14 protein-coding genes are annotated in these 14818 nt (G+C 72.7%); 5 read left to right on the top strand and 9 right to left on the bottom strand.

The annotated features are described in order from the left end of the window. Positions 1-6: 6 nt before the first annotated feature. Entirely contained in the window at positions 7-1332 is a 1326-nt protein-coding gene (locus tag ACO229_RS00705; RefSeq protein ID WP_423463385.1) for a hypothetical protein, read from the top strand. Between the two features lie 88 nt (positions 1333-1420). Here ACO229_RS00705 and ACO229_RS00700 read toward each other — a convergent pair whose 3' ends face one another. Then, entirely contained in the window at positions 1421-2596 is a 1176-nt protein-coding gene (locus ACO229_RS00700) for an NUDIX hydrolase (RefSeq protein WP_423463384.1), read from the bottom strand. 114 nt (positions 2597-2710) lie between these two features. Beyond that, positions 2711-3193, bottom strand: a complete 483-nt coding sequence (locus ACO229_RS00695; RefSeq protein ID WP_423463383.1) for a CGNR zinc finger domain-containing protein — start codon at positions 3191-3193, stop codon at positions 2711-2713. 83 nt (positions 3194-3276) lie between these two features. Between ACO229_RS00695 and ACO229_RS00690 the strand changes: the two genes are divergently transcribed. Then, the gene (locus ACO229_RS00690; RefSeq protein ID WP_423463382.1) at positions 3277-4152 is read left to right on the top strand and encodes an alpha/beta fold hydrolase; all 876 of its coding nucleotides are present in this window, start codon (positions 3277-3279) and stop codon (positions 4150-4152) included. Positions 4153-4206: 54 nt separating this feature from the next. Here the strand turns inward: ACO229_RS00690 and ACO229_RS00685 are convergent, their stop codons facing one another. Genes ACO229_RS00685 through alr form a run of 4 tightly spaced genes read right to left on the bottom strand, consistent with a single transcriptional unit; the run spans position 4207 to position 8115 of the window. After that, positions 4207-4902: a M15 family metallopeptidase gene (locus ACO229_RS00685; RefSeq protein ID WP_423463381.1), complete on the bottom strand. Its 696-nt coding sequence runs from the start codon at positions 4900-4902 to the stop codon at positions 4207-4209. Next, positions 4899-5939, bottom strand: coding sequence for a CapA family protein (locus ACO229_RS00680; protein ID WP_423463380.1), 1041 nt, complete (start codon positions 5937-5939; stop codon positions 4899-4901). The genes ACO229_RS00685 and ACO229_RS00680 overlap by 4 nt, the downstream gene beginning before the upstream one ends. Then, positions 5936-6952 carry a hypothetical protein gene (locus ACO229_RS00675; protein WP_423463379.1) on the bottom strand — a complete coding sequence of 339 codons (1017 nt, stop codon included), beginning with the start codon at positions 6950-6952 and terminating at the stop codon, positions 5936-5938. Before ACO229_RS00675 ends, ACO229_RS00680 begins: the two co-directional genes overlap by 4 nt. Next, on the bottom strand, positions 6949-8115 hold the full coding sequence (gene alr / locus ACO229_RS00670) for an alanine racemase (RefSeq protein WP_397411516.1): 1167 nt from the start codon (positions 8113-8115) through the stop codon (positions 6949-6951). The genes ACO229_RS00675 and alr overlap by 4 nt, the downstream gene beginning before the upstream one ends. Before the next feature lie 278 nt (positions 8116-8393). Between alr and ACO229_RS00665 the strand changes: the two genes are divergently transcribed. The 3 genes from ACO229_RS00665 (at position 8394) to ACO229_RS00655 (ending at position 12189) form a co-directional block, all read left to right on the top strand. Next, positions 8394-9473 (top strand): D-alanine--D-alanine ligase family protein, encoded by a 1080-nt coding sequence (locus ACO229_RS00665; protein ID WP_397411519.1) that lies wholly within the window; start codon positions 8394-8396, stop codon positions 9471-9473. Further along, positions 9470-10639, top strand: coding sequence for an acyltransferase family protein (locus ACO229_RS00660; RefSeq protein WP_423463378.1), 1170 nt, complete (start codon positions 9470-9472; stop codon positions 10637-10639). Before ACO229_RS00665 ends, ACO229_RS00660 begins: the two co-directional genes overlap by 4 nt. 224 nt (positions 10640-10863) lie before the next feature. Continuing rightward, entirely contained in the window at positions 10864-12189 is a 1326-nt protein-coding gene (locus ACO229_RS00655; protein ID WP_423463377.1) for a glycoside hydrolase domain-containing protein, read from the top strand. A gap of 234 nt (positions 12190-12423) precedes the next feature. Here ACO229_RS00655 and ACO229_RS00650 read toward each other — a convergent pair whose 3' ends face one another. The 3 genes from ACO229_RS00650 to ACO229_RS00640 all read right to left on the bottom strand — a co-directional run bounded on the left by ACO229_RS00650 (position 12424) and on the right by ACO229_RS00640 (position 14811). Next, complete coding sequence (locus ACO229_RS00650; RefSeq protein ID WP_423463376.1) at positions 12424-13191, bottom strand: C40 family peptidase; 768 nt, start codon at positions 13189-13191, stop codon at positions 12424-12426. 110 nt (positions 13192-13301) lie between these two features. Then, complete coding sequence (locus ACO229_RS00645) at positions 13302-13958, bottom strand: hypothetical protein (RefSeq protein ID WP_423463375.1); 657 nt, start codon at positions 13956-13958, stop codon at positions 13302-13304. 82 nt (positions 13959-14040) lie between these two features. Next, the gene (locus tag ACO229_RS00640; RefSeq protein WP_423463374.1) at positions 14041-14811 is read right to left on the bottom strand and encodes a hypothetical protein; all 771 of its coding nucleotides are present in this window, start codon (positions 14809-14811) and stop codon (positions 14041-14043) included. Positions 14812-14818: the final 7 nt, after the last annotated feature.

The raw sequence follows: 14818 nt of genomic DNA, 5'->3' as shown, positions 1-14818 counted from the left end.
GTCTACATGCCAGACGATCTCGACGACATCCGGACCCCCGCCAAACGCTCACTCGTATTCGTCACCTTTGTCGCAACCATCGTTGTCGAAGCCATACTCGGAAAGGTCGTCGAGGCTGCCCTTGCGCGTTTTGCGCCATTAGCGGTGGCGGCATCCGCCGTCGTGTTGGCGTGGCTTGCTTTCCGACCAGGAGGACGGTTTCACCACTCCCGGCTCCCTAGCGCCCAGGTGTGGGAGGTGTTGGCCGCACGTGGAATGGTGATACTGCTGACCGCCGCCTACATCTTGCTGACAGCATCGACCCACGTCGATGGGTTCTGGCCTGCCTTCGCCACCGCTGGATGCCTGTGCACGGCAACCGTTATAGCCATTAGGGAGACAGTTTCACCTCGCCCGTCGGTCAGCAGGCTCATATGTGCGGCCGCGACGCTCCTGGTCGGCATTGCAATTACATTGATTGGCGCGGAAATTATGTCGCTCGCGATCCATATCCTGCGACTTGGCGTCGACGCCCCTCCATCGAGCGGGGTACTGGGCGGCGTTGCCTTTATGCTCCTTGGGATCTCCGTGCTCCTCGGAGGGGTCAGCAGCGTTCTTGGGAGCATCAAGCCATCTGCCTTCCTGCTCGCTCTAGCAGGACCCGCATTCTTGATTGTCGGTGTGCACGAAGGCGGCCACTACGGCATCGCATGTGTGGTCATAGGCGTGTCGACCCTGATAATCGGGTGCGTCATCCTACGCGGAGGAAGACTTTGGTCCCGCGCTGTGCTGCTGACACTTGCCATCACCCCTATTGCATATGGAATCGCGGCGCTCACAGTTGGGCTTTACGTCGCTGGTACAGGGATTCTTATCCTCGGCTGTGCCCCTACACTACTCAGCATTGCGGCACTGGTGACCAGAACTCAGATGACCGAAATTACGCCACCCATGGCGGCCGCGGCAGTTCTTCTCTACTGCATCGGCTTGATTTTGCTGGGTACAGATTCCATCAGATTGAGCATCCTATTCGGGAGCGCACTCTTGCTCGGCGGAGTGGCGGTATTCCTTATCGGAACTTCCAACCTGTTGAACAAGTCCCGGCAACATATATCGGCGTGGACCACTGGAATCGGATACTTTCTGTGCGGCCTCGCGGGCCTACTGTTCGGGGTGTCATTCCTGCAGGGCGGAAACACACTGTTGGGCATCGCAACCATTGCCTTCGGCCTCGGAGCACTCCTGGCTGGCATCAGGCGACTCTGGGCAGCAAGTCGACTGAGCGCCTCGTGGGAGCGCCTGCTCCGATGGCTGGCCTCCCGTCCAGAAGAGACCGAGGCCGCGAGAACGTGAGTTGACCTGGCCACTTTTGGCTGGCTGAACCGCACGAACCCACCCACGCCCAGCACGCTGGAGGTCGAGTATGCCAATGCGATCGCGCTCAGGCCGCCCCCACCTCCGCCAGCAGCGCCTCGCGGTTGGCCCGGACGAACGCCTTCAGCGAGGCCGGGACCAGGTTGACGCCGGCGAGCGCCGCGTCGTCGCGCAGGTCGACGTGCTCGACGTCGTAGGTGCCCCGGACCGGCTCCTGGAACTCCGGGCCGGACCGCAGCGCCAGGTCCATCGAGACCAGGCGCGCCAGGAAGTAGTGGTGCACCGCGACGCCCGCGTCCTTGGGCTGCGAGGTCAGGAACACCTGCCGGACGATCTTCGCCGTCGCGCCGAGCTCCTCCAGGAGCTCCCGGTGCAGACCGTCCTCGACCGAGGTGTCGGTGGGCTCCACGCCGCCGCCGGGCGTGACCCAGTACGGCGCCCGGCCCGGGACGGTCCGCCGCATCAGCACGAGCCGGCCGTCCTCGTCGAGCAGGAGTGCCCGGGCGCCGCGCCGCACCACCACGGCGGGTACCGCCGCCGGAGCCTCGTCGACCACGGGCGCCTGGCGCAGGTACCCCTCGAACAGGGGGCCGCCGGCCGCGTCCAGGGTGGCCCGGGCCACCTCGACCATCGCGTCGTCGTCGTACCGGGCGGCCACCCAGCGGCCCGCGTACCCCGGGTCCCACGCGCGCAGCTCGCGCAGCAGCCACTTGCCGCCGCCGTCCCACCGCCCTGCTGCCGCCAGGGCGAGGTGCCCGACCCGTTCCCACAGCACCGACCGCACCACGTCCGCCTCGCCGATGTCGCGCGCGTACGCCAGGTCGTCCAGCAGATCGGTGACGCCGTACCGGGCGTCCTCCAGCACCGCCTCCGACGCCGGACCCGGGCCCGCCTCGACCAGCTCGCGGCACTCGGCCTGGAGCCCGGCCACGAGGTCCGGGTCACCCGCCACCGGCACGCCCAGGGCGATCATCCGGGCCAGCGTCGGCTTGCGGCGGGCCGTCTCGTTGGCGATGAACCAGCGGTGCCCGGCCTCCGTGTTCACGAACAGCTCCACGGGCCAGCCCCGCCAGCGGACGGCGTCGCGGTGCCCGACGGCGTCGTCCGGCACGCACACCACGATGTCCAGGTCGGAACCCGCCGTCCGGGACCCGGGGTCGAGCACGCTCCCGCCCAGGAGCGCCCACCAGGCGTCGGGATAACGGCCGGCGATCAGGGCGGCAGCATCAGCGACGGGGTCCACATCCGCCATCCTTGCGCACGATGCCGGACCTACACATTCGTTTCCGTGAACCCCGGCCCTCGGTCTCGTGAACCCCCGTCCACGATCGGACGAACCGTGCCCGTCACGTGCCCGTCACGCCGTGCGCGTGCGCTCGTAGTGGCGGCGGGCCTTCATGCGGTTGCCGCACAGCGCCATCGAGCACCACCGCGCCCGGTTCGGCTTGCTGTGGTCGACGAGGAACCGCGCGCACTCGGTGTTGGCGCACGGACGCAGGCGCCCGGGGCTGTCCCGGCGCACCGCGTCCCAGGCCAGCACGGCTCGGACGGCGGGACGGCGTGCCTCGGCCACGTCGACCTCCCACCCGACGCCGTCGTCCGTGAGGGCCGGGCGCCGCCGGACGCCGTCGAGCAGCGGGGCGAGCGCCGCGATCTGCTGCTCGCCCCGGACCAGCGCCTGGAGCACGCCGCGGGCCTCGGCCGTGGCCCGCCGCTCGGCGGACGTGCCCGTGCCGCCGCGGGCACGCAGCCACGCCGCGTCCAGCTCGTCGCGCGGTTCGCCGTCGACCACGGGCGTGGTGTTGAGCAAGTCGAGCAGGAACGTCTCGTCGTCCGTCACACCTAACCTCCAAACCTCACTTGACAGGTTACACGACGGCCTGCTGTGGTTCTAACCATCAAACCAATCGAAAGAGGTTAGAGATGAGCGCCGTCCACCACCGCTGGGCCACCGTCGCCGGACACCGGCTCTTCTACCGGGAGGCCGGTCCCGCCGACGCGCCCGTGATCGTGCTGCTGCACGGGTTCCCGGCGGGCTCGCACATGTTCCGCGAGCTGATCCCCCGGCTCGCGGACCGGTACCACGTCATCGCCCCCGACCACCTCGGGTTCGGCCTGTCCGACGCCCCGCCGGCCGACCAGGTCGACTACACGTTCGACCTGCTCACGGACCTGACCCAGGGGTTGCTGGCGCAGCTCGGCGTCAGGCGGTTCGCGATCTACGTGCAGGACTACGGCGCCCCCGTCGGCTGGCGCCTCGCGCTGCGCGACCCGGGGTCCGTCACCGCGATCGTCACCCAGAGCGGCAACGGCTACGAGGAGGGCTTCGTCGAGGAGTTCTGGCGCCCCGTCCGGGACTACTGGCGCGAGCGGACGCCGGACACCGAGGCCGGGGTGCGCGGCGCACTCACCCTGGAGGCGATCCGCTGGCAGTACCTGACGGGCGAGCCCGACCCCACGCTCGTCAGCCCGGACACGTGGCACCACGACCACGCGCTGGTGTCCCGCCCGGGCAACGACGCGGTGCAGCTCGCCCTGTTCGGCGACTACGCGAGCAACCCGCCCCTGTACCCGCGGCTGCATGCCTACCTGCGTGAGAGCGGCGTGCCGGTGCTCGCGGTGTGGGGCCGGGGCGACGACATCTTCGCGCCCGCCGGCGCGGAGGCGTTCGCGCGGGACGCGCGCGACGCGGAGGTCCACCTGCTCGACGGCGGGCACTTCCTGCTGGAGAGCGCCGGCGCCGAGGTGGCGGACCTGATGCGGGACTTCCTGGGGCGCCGGCTCACCCCGGCGTCCTGACCGGCCGCCGTCGTCGGGGACGGCGGCCTCGCCGTCAGGACGACGGCGTGTCCGTCAGGACGGCGGCGTCGCCGGCCCGTAGAGCGCCGCGGGCGCGCCGGTCACGAGCGCCCAGTACCGGTCGCCGTAGGACCAGTGCCACCACTCGGTCGGGTAGTTGACCATCCCGGCCGAGCCCAGGGCGTGGGCCAGCACGCCCCGCAGCGCCCGGGCCTCGGGCGAGATGTCCGGCGCGTCGAAGTAGCAGCGGCCCCCGGACTGCTCCGGCGTCGCGTCGATCGGGGTGCCCATGTCGAGGGGGCCGTCGGCGTCGGCCAGCGTGAGGTCCGTGGCGGCGCCCGCCACGTGCGGCGCCACGGCGATCGGCGAGACGAAGCGGCTGGTCAGGATCTCGAGCTGGTCGGCGTCGATGCCCGGGTGCTCGGCGGTCACCTCGGCGGCGTAGGTGTCGATGATGCGCTGCTGGTCGTCCGGGTGCCGGTGCCCCTCGACGACCTCCAGGTGCAGCCCGTCCGGCAGGAGGCCCTGCGCCCGCCGCAGCCGGGTGGCGACGCTCGCGCGGACCAGGGCGCCGGCCGGGCCGAAGCTCTCGTCGAGCACCACCAGGGGCTCGTCGGACTCCTCGACCGGGATCCGGGACACGCGCGAGTCGGACAGCAGGACGATCTCGCCGTCGCCCCTGGGTGCGGGGAGCGTCGCGACGCGCGGCGTCTCCTCCCCCGAGGGGGCAGCGGGCAGGCTGGAGGTCATGAGACTCCTGACAGGTCGGTGCAGGCGCGGAGCCCGTCGTAGTTGTGCCGGGCCAGGTCGGCCCGCCAGCCGGTGAGCACCTCGGGCTGGCCGGTGCTCGTCATCACCGTCGGGACGAACTCGGAGTCGACCACCTCGCGCCCCTGCACGGTCAGCCGCAGCACCCCGGCCCGGGCGCTGTACGGCTCGTCCAGCCCCTCGCTGTACCAGAGGAAGTTGCCCAGCCCGTAGGCCACGTAGGCCCCGTCGAGGTAGCCCGCGCCCTGGAGCACGTGGGCGTGCGAGCCCACGATGATGTCGGCGCCCGCGTCGACCAGGCCGCGGGCGAACTCGGCCTGGCGGCCGGTCGGGCAGGCGTCGTACTCGGCGCCCCAGTGCGGCAGCACGACCACGAGGTCGCTGTCCGCCCGCGCCTCACGCACCGCCGCGTAGGCCCGCTCGGTGTCGAACGCCATCGCCATGCCGGCCCGGTCCGGGGTGGCCGCCCACTCCTCGGCGAGGTCGTCGACCTGGCTGAACGCGAGGATCGCGACGTCGACGCCCTGGACGGTCCGGTGCACGGCCGCGTACGCCGCGTCGGCGTCGGGCCCCACCCCGACGGTGGTCAGCCCGCCCGCGGCGGCCTTGCGCACGGTGTCGGCCAGACCGGGCAGCCCGTAGTCCATGGTGTGGTTGTTGGCCAGGCTGACCACGTCGACGCCCGCCGCCGTCAGCGCGGGCACCGCGGCGTCGGGCGCCCGGAAGAGGTAGTTCTTGTCCTCGGGCACGCCCCGGGACGTGATCGGGGTCTCGAGGTTGAGCAGGGTGAGGTCGCCGTCCGAGAGCTCGTCGGCCACCGGGCCGAACGCGGTGGCCGGGTCGTCCAGCAGCTCGGCCACGCGGTCCTCGAAGTGCGCGTCCCCCGCGAACGTCAGGGTGATCTCGGGCGGTTCAGCGGGTTCGGTGCCTGCCGACGCCGTGGCGCAGCCCGCCAGGGCCAGCAGCGTGGCACCCGCCACGAGCGCGGCCGCCGGACGGGCGGTCCGTCGTGCGGTCATCGGTCCACCTCCGAGAGAACGGGCGCGGGGTCCGGGACGGTGGGCGTTGAGCCCGCGCCGCCGCGCGGCCGCAGGAGCCGGGTCACCACCTCCACGAGCGCCGTGGCCACCACGCCGCACAGCACGACGACGGCGGTGAGCACCAGCGGCTCCAGCACCGCCACGGCGTACTGCGCGCCCTGCCCCACGTACCCGAGCCGGGCCAGCACAGCGTGGTCCACGAGCGCGAGCACCGGGATCTGCACCAGGTAGATCGCCACGGCGGCGGTGCCCACGCGGGTCAGCCCGCGGTGGCCGACCCGGCCCGCGGAGATCCGCGCGACCAGGGTCAGGGCGAACGGCAGCACCGCGAGCCCCGCCACCACGACGGCCAGGTCGTCGGGGAAGCGCGGGACGCCCAGCACCGAGGCGCCCACGAGGGCGACGGCACCGCGCTGCACCAGCGCCCGCCGGTCGGCCGTCTCCGCGAGGCGGTCGGCCACCGCGCCCAGCCGCAGACCGGCCAGCAGGAAGACCAGGAAGGTGACCGCCGGGGTCAGCAGCGTGAGCGCGGCGAGGGCCGCGACCACGACGGCCGTCGGCAGCCGCCAGGTCAGCCGCGCCACGAGCGGGGCCAGGGCGAGCGACCAGAGCAGCGAGTACTCGGGCGGGGGCAGCAGCACGAGCGGGACGATCTCGGGCAGGCCCCGGGCCGGGATGCCGGTGAAGCCGGAGTTGAACTGGCGCAGCACGACGAGCGTGAACCCCAGCCACGCGACGTGCGCCACGAGCAGCGGCAGCGTCCAGCCGAGCAGCAGGCGCCGCCAGCTCCCGATGGCCGGCTGCTCCACCGCCCGGCCCAGCGAGGTGAGCAGCAGCGGCAGCCCGAGCACGCCCAGGACGGCGCCCAGCCACCACCACACGACGGGGACGGGCAGGTCGATCACCCACGCCACCTGCAGGTAGTGACGCTCGACGAGGAAGGCGGCGACGACGGCGACCACGCCGACGGCCGCACTGGCGGTCCGGGTCACTGCTGCGGCTCGTATCGCCGGGGCACGCGCTGGCCGATGCCGGTCAGGATGTCGTTCGTGTTGGTGCCCGCCCAGCGCGCCCAGTCGTGCACCGTGGGCTCGCCGTGGTCCCCGGGACCGAACATGACGGCCACGTCGCCCGCACGCACGGGCAGGTCGCCGACGTCGAGCACCACCTGGTCCATGGCCACCCGGCCCGCGACCGGGCAGCGCACCCCGTTGAGCTGGAACTCCGCCACGCCGGCCGCCTGCCGCGGGACGCCGTCGGCGAACCCGAGCGGCACGAGCGCGAGGGTCGTCTCGGCGCTGGTCACGTAGTCGAGGCCGTAGTTGACCCCGGTGCCCGCCGGGACGCGCTTGGTGAGCACCACCTGGGCGCGCACCGTCATCGCGGGGCGCAGGCCGTGGCTCACCCCGGCCACGGGCTCGACGCCGTACAGGCCGATGCCGACCCGCTGGAGGTCGAACCGGCTCTCCGGCAGGCGCAGCGCCGCCGCGGAGTTGGCCACGTGGACGATCTCCGGGTCGAGCCCGGCGTCGGCCGCCAGCCGGCGTGCGACGTCGAAGGACAGGAGCTGCTCCGGGAGCCCGTTCATCTCCGGCTCCTCGGCGCTGGCCAGGTGCGACCAGATGCCGCGCACCCGCACCGCGCCCTCCCGGTGCAGCAGGCTGGCGCGCTCGAAGAGCGGCTGCCAGTCCTCGGCGCGGGCACCGCCGCGGGACATGCCCGTGTCGAGCTTGAGGTGCACGTTCGCGACGTGCAGGGTGGCCCGCGCCGCCTCGGCGACCGTCTCCAGCGCCTCGGTGGTGGCCACCGACACGTCGATCCCGGCCAGGAGCACCTTCTCGAAGGTCTCGGTCGGCGGGTACAGCCAGACCAGCATGGGGGCGGTGATGCCGTCGGCCCGCAGGGCGAGCGCCTCGGTGGGGCTGGACACGCCCAGCCAGGTGGCGCCGCCCGCCAGGGCGGCCTTCGCCGCCCGGGTCGCGCCGTGGCCGAACCCGTTGGCCTTGACGATCGCCATGACGTCGGCCCCGGTGCGGGAGACGAAGGTGCGCGCGTTGTGCGCGATGGCGTCCAGGTCGACCACCGCCTCCGCCATCACGTCCATCGGCCGGGAGATCGCGTCCGTCGCCCGAGGCGGGGAGGTCGGTACTTGCACGGCGGCACCCTTCCGGAGGTTTCTGCTCACACTCCAGTCCGTTCAGTGTTCGTCGCAGTGATCAGACGGGGAGCAGGTGCCCGATCTTCGGTGTCAGCGAGAGTCACAGAGTCTAGGGTATTTTCTCCGGTGAGCCGTGAACCGGGCAGTACGTCGCCTTGAGGTCGAGCGGTGCCTTGCACGAGGATCCGGGCCCGGGGCGCCCACGCGCGCCCCGTCGTGCGCGGCCGCCGAGGCCGTGGTCGCGTGACCGGACATGTCCCGAGATTGAGAGACCGATGCCGAGAAGAACCCGTGTCGTCGTGCTGTTCGGCGGACGCAACACCGAGCACGAGGTCTCGTGCCGCTCCGCCGCCAGCGTGGTGCAGCACCTCGATCGCAACCGCTACGAGGTGGTGCCGATCCGCATCACGACCACGGGGCACTGGGTGGTGGGCGCGGACGCCGGCCCGGCCGACGTGGACGACGCCGCCCTGCGCGCGATGACGCCGGAGCCCGCCGTGCTGCCCAGCGTGGTGGAGAGCCTCGCGCGCGCCATCGACGCGGTGCGCGACGCGGACGTGGTGCTGCCGATCCTGCACGGGCCGTTCGGGGAGGACGGCACGGTGCAGAGCGTGCTGGAGCTCGCCGGCGTCCCGTACATGGGCAGCGGCGTGCTCGCGAGCGCCACCAGCATGGACAAGGACTTCACCAAGCGGGTGCTCTCGACGCGCGGCATCCCCGTCGCGCCGGGTGCGGTGCTGCGGACGGCGGACGACGAGCTGTCGCCGCAGGACATGGAGCGCATCGGCCTGCCCGCCTTCGTCAAGCCGTCGCGCGGCGGCTCCAGCGTGGGCGTGACCCGCCTGGACGACTGGGCCCAGCTCCCGGCCGCGCTGGAGACGGCGCGCGAGAGCGACACCAAGGTGCTGGTCGAGGCGGCCGTCCCCGGGCGGGAGATCGACCTCGGCGTGCTGGAGCTCCCGGACGGCCGGCTGCTGACCAGCCCGCCCCTGGAGATCAAGGTGGTCGACGACCACGGCTGGTTCGACTACGAGGCCAAGTACGAGGCGGGCCACACCGACTTCGTGGTGCCGGCCGACCTGGACCCGCGCATCGGCGACCAGCTCGCCGCCGTGGCGGTCGAGGTGTTCCGCGAGCTGGGCTGCTCCGGCCTGCTCCGCGTGGACTTCTTCCTGCCCGAGGTGGACGGCGAGGTGGTCCCCACGGTCAACGAGGTGAACACCATCCCCGGCCTGACCTCCATGTCGCAGTTCCCGCGGATGTGGAAGGCCGTGGGCACCGAGTACCCGGAGCTGCTGGACATCCTGATCGACACGGCGCGGGCACGGGGGCCGGTCCCCGCCATCCTGTCGTGAGCGCACCCGGTCAGGCCGCGGAGACCATCCCGATCCCGGTGGTGGCCCCCGCGGCCGCGAGCAAGAAGCCGCGGGCGGGGTGGGCCGACGTCGCCAAGGGTGTCTGCATCCTGCTCGTCGTGCTGTGGCACGTGATCATGAAGATGTACCTGGCGATCGACTGGCACCTGCCGGTGCCGCTGCCGGGCCTGTGGGGTGCGTTCGGCGACATGCTGCTGCCGCTGCGCATGCCGGTGTTCTTCATGATCTCCGGCATGTTCGCGCTGTCGGCGACGGCGCGGCCGTGGTCGGTGGTGGCGCGCAGCCGGATCGCGCGGTTCTACTACCTCTACCTGCTGTGGTTCGTGGTGCACACCACGGTGCTGTCGATGGTCCCGGACTTCGACACGCTGTCCGCCCGCAACGCCCTGGACGTGCTGGAGCAGATCACCATCACGCCCACCAACCTCTGGTACCTCCTGGCGCTGGCGGTGTACTTCGTCATCGCCAAGGTGACCCGGAAGCTGCCCACCTGGGCGGTACTCGTGCCCGCGCTGGCCCTCTCGGCGATCGCCTCGGCGGGCCTGCTGGACGCGCCCGGCAACCGCGGCCAGCTCTACCAGAACCTGTTCTTCTTCCTGCTCGGCCTCCGGTTCCGGCCCCTGGTCGAGCGCTGGGCCCAGGTCACCAAGCTCTGGCACCTCCTGGTGGGCGGGGCCGTCTACGTCGTGCTCATGGTGGCCATCCAGGTGCTGGACGCCAAGTACGTGTTCGGCGTGTGGCCGGCGATCTGCCTGTTCGCGGTGGCCCTCGGCGTCGCCGCCGCCGTCCAGCTCGACCGTCTGCGCCGGGTGGGCCCGCTGCTCGCCCGGCTCGGTCAGCAGACGCTGCCGATCTACGTGATGCACATGCCGCTGCTGGCGCTGGTGGCGGCGGCCCTGGTGGGCCCGTTCTCCGCGGCGGGCACCGGCGTGCAGCTCGTGCTGGCGGTGGTGCTGCCGATCGTGCTGGTGGCGTTGCTGGTCAGCGTCTGCCTCACGCTGCACTCGTGGCTGATGGACGCGGGCGCGACCTGGCTCTTCGACCTGCCGACGTTCGGCCGGGCGGGTCGTCGCGGGTCTCCCGCCACCACGGCGGGTTCGCCGGCACCGGTGGCTGCCGGCCCTGGTGCCCAGCGTCCATCCTGAACGGGAACCCTCACCACGCTCGGCGGCGACCTCCTGCGTGAGGTGCGCCGCCGAGCGGCGGGACCGGGTGGCTCGGGTCCTGGCCATCGGCCAGGCAGGTCGAGGAGACGTCCCGGGACGGGAGACCAACGTCCCGCGCATCAGGGCCGTCCGTCCCTGCCCTGACGGCGGCGGACGGCGCACCCTGCGGTCAGGTGACCTGATCCGTCCCCCGGAGGTGCGCCATGTCCGTCACCCGCACGCTCGTCCGAGCGCTGGCCGTGCTCGGCGGCAGCCTGGCGCTCGTCGTCGCGGGGTTCACGGCCCCGGCGTCGGCCGACCCCGAGACGCCGATCGTCTACCCGTCCGGCTCGACGGTGACCCGCGCGAACCGCCTGGGCTTCGACGCGTGCACCGCACCGTCGCTCGCCACGCTGAACGCGTGGAAGGGCACGTCGCCCTACACGGCGGTGAACATGTACTTCGGCGGCAACAACCGCGGCTGCGCGCAGCCGAACCTGACCGCCGCGTGGGTGCGGGACGCGACGGCGGCGGGATGGCGGCTGCTGCCCACCTACTTCGGGTACCAGCCGTCGTGCATGTTCGGCGACAAGCCGAACCGCTACTACCCGTCCAACGCCACCGCCCGGGGCAGCTCCGACGCCGCGGACGCCGTCGCCAAGGCCCAGAACCTCGGCCTGCTGCCGGGCAGCGGCCTGTACGCCGACGTCGAGCACTACGACCGCACCGACTCCGGCTGCCGCACCGCGGTGCGCCGGTACGTCTCGGCGTGGACGAAGTCCCTGCACGCGGCGGGCTACGTGGCCGGCGTCTACGTGCACCAGGACTCGGGGCTGCGTGACCTGTCCGAGTCGTACAACTGGACCTCCTACGCCCGCCCGGACGCGGTGTGGATGGCCCGGTGGGACGGCAACAGCTCGCTGACCGGCTGGCCGACGGCGCCCAACTGGCAGTGGGGCGCCGCCCAGCGCGCCAAGCAGTTCCAGGGCGACCACGACGAGACCTGGGGCGGCGTCACGCTCAACGTGGACTCCGACGCGATCAAGGCGCCCGTGGCGTCGGTCGCCCGGGCCTACGAGGTGACGAGCAGCAGCGCGCTGACGGCGCGTTCGGGGCCGCGCACCACCGCCACCGCCGTACGCACCTACGCCCCGGGCGCCACGCTCCCCGTGGTGTGCCAGACCACCGGGCAGCAGGTCGGCACGACGACGGTGTGGGACCGGCTCACCACGGGCGCGTGGGTCACGGACTACTTCGTCTCGACGCCGTCGAACACGGGCTTCTCCCCCGGGGTGCCGCGCTGCACCTATCCCGGGCAGGTGACCACGGACTCGCTCAACGCCCGGACGGGACCCGGGGCGTCGTACCCGACCACGGGCAGCCCGCTGCGGCGCGGGGCGCTGGCGGCGGTGATGTGCCAGAAGTCGGGCAGCCGGGTGGGCACGACGTCGGTGTGGGACCGGCTGGCCGACGGGCGGTGGGTGAGCGACTACTACGTGTCGAACCGGTCGAACACGAGCTGGAGCGTGCCCGTGCCGCGGTGCTGGTGAGGGGTTCTGTGCCGAGGCGGCCACGGCTCTGGGCAGGGCCGGGGTGTCGGTGCGGCGACGACGTCGTCGTCGGAGTGGTGGCAGCGACGCCGTCGGAGCGGCGGCAGCGTCGGAGCGGCGGCGGCGCCAGAGTGGCGGCGACGCCAGAGTGGCGGCGACGCCGTCGTCGAACGCGGCTGCGGCGTCCGGGCTGCTCGGTGAGGGGCGGACGTCGTGCCCGCCCCTCACGCGGGGTCAGAGCACGCGGATGAACGTCGGGTTGGACTGCCAGATCTGCGTGTACCGGACGGTCTGGCCCGGGACGGGCGCCTCGATCTGCATGCCGTCGCCGGCGTAGATCGCGATGTGCCCGGGCGACCAGATCAGGTCGCCCGGCTGCGCGTCGGACCAGGACACCACGGGGCCGGCGTACCGCTGCTCGGACGACGTCCGGGGCAGGTCGATGCCGACCTGGGCGTACACGTAGGACGTGAACCCGGAGCAGTCCATGCCCGCGGGCGTCGAACCGCCCCACACGTAGGGCACGCCGAGGTACCGCATGCCGATGGACACCACGGCGGCGCCTGCCGCCTTGGCCTCCGCGGCCGCCTGCGCCTCGGCCTCGGCGGCGAGCTCCGCCTGGTACGCCTCGTTCTCGGCCGCGGAGACCACCGAGACGGCCGCGCTCTCGACCTTCAGCTCCGCGTCGGTGGCGACCGTGACGACGGGTGCGGCGGCGACGGCCTGCTTGGCCTGGTCGGCCAGGGTGTTGATGTCCGCCGTGTTGAGAGCGCCCTGGACGGGGCTGCCGGCCAGCTCCGTGGCCGGGGCGGCGTGGGCCGGCGCCGCGACCAGGGAGAGCAGCACGCCGGAACCGGCCGCGGCCACCACGGCCGTACGGCCGGCGATTGCGCCGGCCTGCTCGGTGGCGGCTCGGGCGACGTCGGCCAGGAGGGGGCGGCGCGCCGCCCGGTGACGACCCCGGCCGTTCGCGGCCGGGTGGGGGTTGAAGCTGGGCTCCATGAAGGCTGGGACCTTTCGGATCGGGGTAGAACCACGGGCGCGACCTGGGATCAGGGCGCGCGTGACCGGCCGACACCGGGTGTGGGGGTGGCGTCGGCGGGTGGGGTGGTCTACGTCCGGGAGATCCCGAGGGCGTGGAGCGACGGGGCGGCCGAGAGGACGGCGTAACCGGTCGCGCGGGCCTGGTGAGGTGCCGGGGCGGGCAGCAGCCAGCGTGGGGCGGGGTTGGTCGCCGCGGTCAGGTCGAGAGCGAGGGACGCCGTCCGCTCGTAGCGGGCGGAGGTCGGGCGGTCCTCGGCGCAGTCGCTGGGGTCGTGGCCGTGGCCGTGGTGGCCGGGCGTGGTTCCGTGGTGGGCGGCGGGTGGCGCGTGGTGGGCCCTGGTGGGCTGGGCGGACGTCGTGTGCTGGGCGGACGTCGTGTGCTGGGCGGACGTCGCGTGGTGGGCGGACGTCGCGTGGTGGGCGGACGTCGCGTGGTGGGCGGACGTTGCGTGGTGGCTCGACGTCACGGGATCGCTCGACGTCACGGGCTCGCTCGACGTCACGGGCTCGCTCGACGTCACGGGCTCGCTCGACGTCACGGGCTGGCTCGACGTCGCGTGGTGCGCGACGGAGGTGGCCGGGTGGGCGTGTCCCGCGTCGGGGTGGATGCCGCACAGCACCTGGACGCCCAGGACGGTGAGCACGAAGGTCATGACCGCCAGGACGCCCGTGATCTCTCGCCGGGGCGCGGCGAGCAGCGGGCGGGGGTGGCGTGTCGGGTTCATTCCAAGCGGAAGGGTAACGGAACGGAGTCGGTGGTGGGTGGTGTCACGGTGATGACGGTGGGCGGTGCGGTCGGGTAGCGGCTCAGCCCTCCTGCCAGCCCCGAACGCGGTGCACGACGGCGGTCTTCGGGTAGCTGCCGCCCGGCGAGCCGATCTCGAACAGGTCGACCATGAGGAACAGCGGGTACCGCGGGCTCTGCGGGATGCGGCGCAGCACCGTGCCCTTGCAGCCGATCACGGTCTCCCCCGCACCCCAGATCGCCGTCCACGTGTGGGGCCGGGTCGCGTCGAAGGGCAGCTCGACCTCGGTCATGTCTGTGGTCAGGCCCGGGTCGTGGTGCGCCTTGAGGCCGGTGCGGGCCGTGGTGGTCGCGCCGATCGCGGCGGCGTCGATCTCCACGACGCAGACCTCGCCGGACGCGCGCTCGTCGTCGTGCTCGGTGCCCACGAGCCAGGCGGCCAGCATGCAGCCCGGGTCGGTGCTCGCGCTGACCGTGAGGTCGACCCGTCCGGCCGACGGTGCCCAGAGCAGGCGGGTCGGCGTCGCCGTGCGGACCACGAGGCCGTCGTCCCGGTGCCGATGGGTGCCCCTCGGCGAGCCGACGGGACCCGAGAACGTACCGGTCTGCAGGTTGGAGACGCGTAGCGGGGCGTCCTCGGGGCGCCAGTCCGGCTGGTCGGCCTCGATGCGGAGCTCCAGGCCGTGCGGGGTCGTGCGGTAGCGCGCGGCGGAGCGGTCGGGGGTGGTCCAGTGCGGGAGGTAGTGCGGCACCCAGAGCGCGGGGTCGGGGCCGGCGGCGAAGTCGTCGTCGACGTCGGGGGCGCGGTGGGGTGGGGCGGGTAGCGGGGTCATGTGGTTC

This window comes from Promicromonospora sp. MS192 (assembly GCF_049532985.1).
Lineage (GTDB): Bacteria > Actinomycetota > Actinomycetes > Actinomycetales > Cellulomonadaceae > Promicromonospora.
Note: the sequence above shows the minus strand (reverse complement) of the source record. Positions and strands in the feature narration are given on the sequence as shown.

Excerpts from the sequence above, each read along its gene's own strand:
- ACO229_RS00705 (WP_423463385.1), top strand. The coding sequence starts at position 7 with ATGCCAGACGATCTCGACGACATCCGGACCCCCGCCAAACGCTCACTC.
- ACO229_RS00690 (WP_423463382.1), top strand. The coding sequence starts at position 3,277 with ATGAGCGCCGTCCACCACCGCTGGGCCACCGTCGCCGGACACCGGCTC.
- ACO229_RS00685 (WP_423463381.1), bottom strand. The coding sequence starts at position 4,902 with ATGACCTCCAGCCTGCCCGCTGCCCCCTCGGGGGAGGAGACGCCGCGC.
- ACO229_RS00680 (WP_423463380.1), bottom strand. The coding sequence starts at position 5,939 with ATGACCGCACGACGGACCGCCCGTCCGGCGGCCGCGCTCGTGGCGGGT.
- ACO229_RS00665 (WP_397411519.1), top strand. The coding sequence starts at position 8,394 with ATGCCGAGAAGAACCCGTGTCGTCGTGCTGTTCGGCGGACGCAACACC.
- ACO229_RS00655 (WP_423463377.1), top strand. The coding sequence starts at position 10,864 with ATGTCCGTCACCCGCACGCTCGTCCGAGCGCTGGCCGTGCTCGGCGGC.
- ACO229_RS00650 (WP_423463376.1), bottom strand. The coding sequence starts at position 13,191 with ATGGAGCCCAGCTTCAACCCCCACCCGGCCGCGAACGGCCGGGGTCGT.
- ACO229_RS00645 (WP_423463375.1), bottom strand. The coding sequence starts at position 13,958 with ATGAACCCGACACGCCACCCCCGCCCGCTGCTCGCCGCGCCCCGGCGA.
- ACO229_RS00640 (WP_423463374.1), bottom strand. The coding sequence starts at position 14,811 with ATGACCCCGCTACCCGCCCCACCCCACCGCGCCCCCGACGTCGACGAC.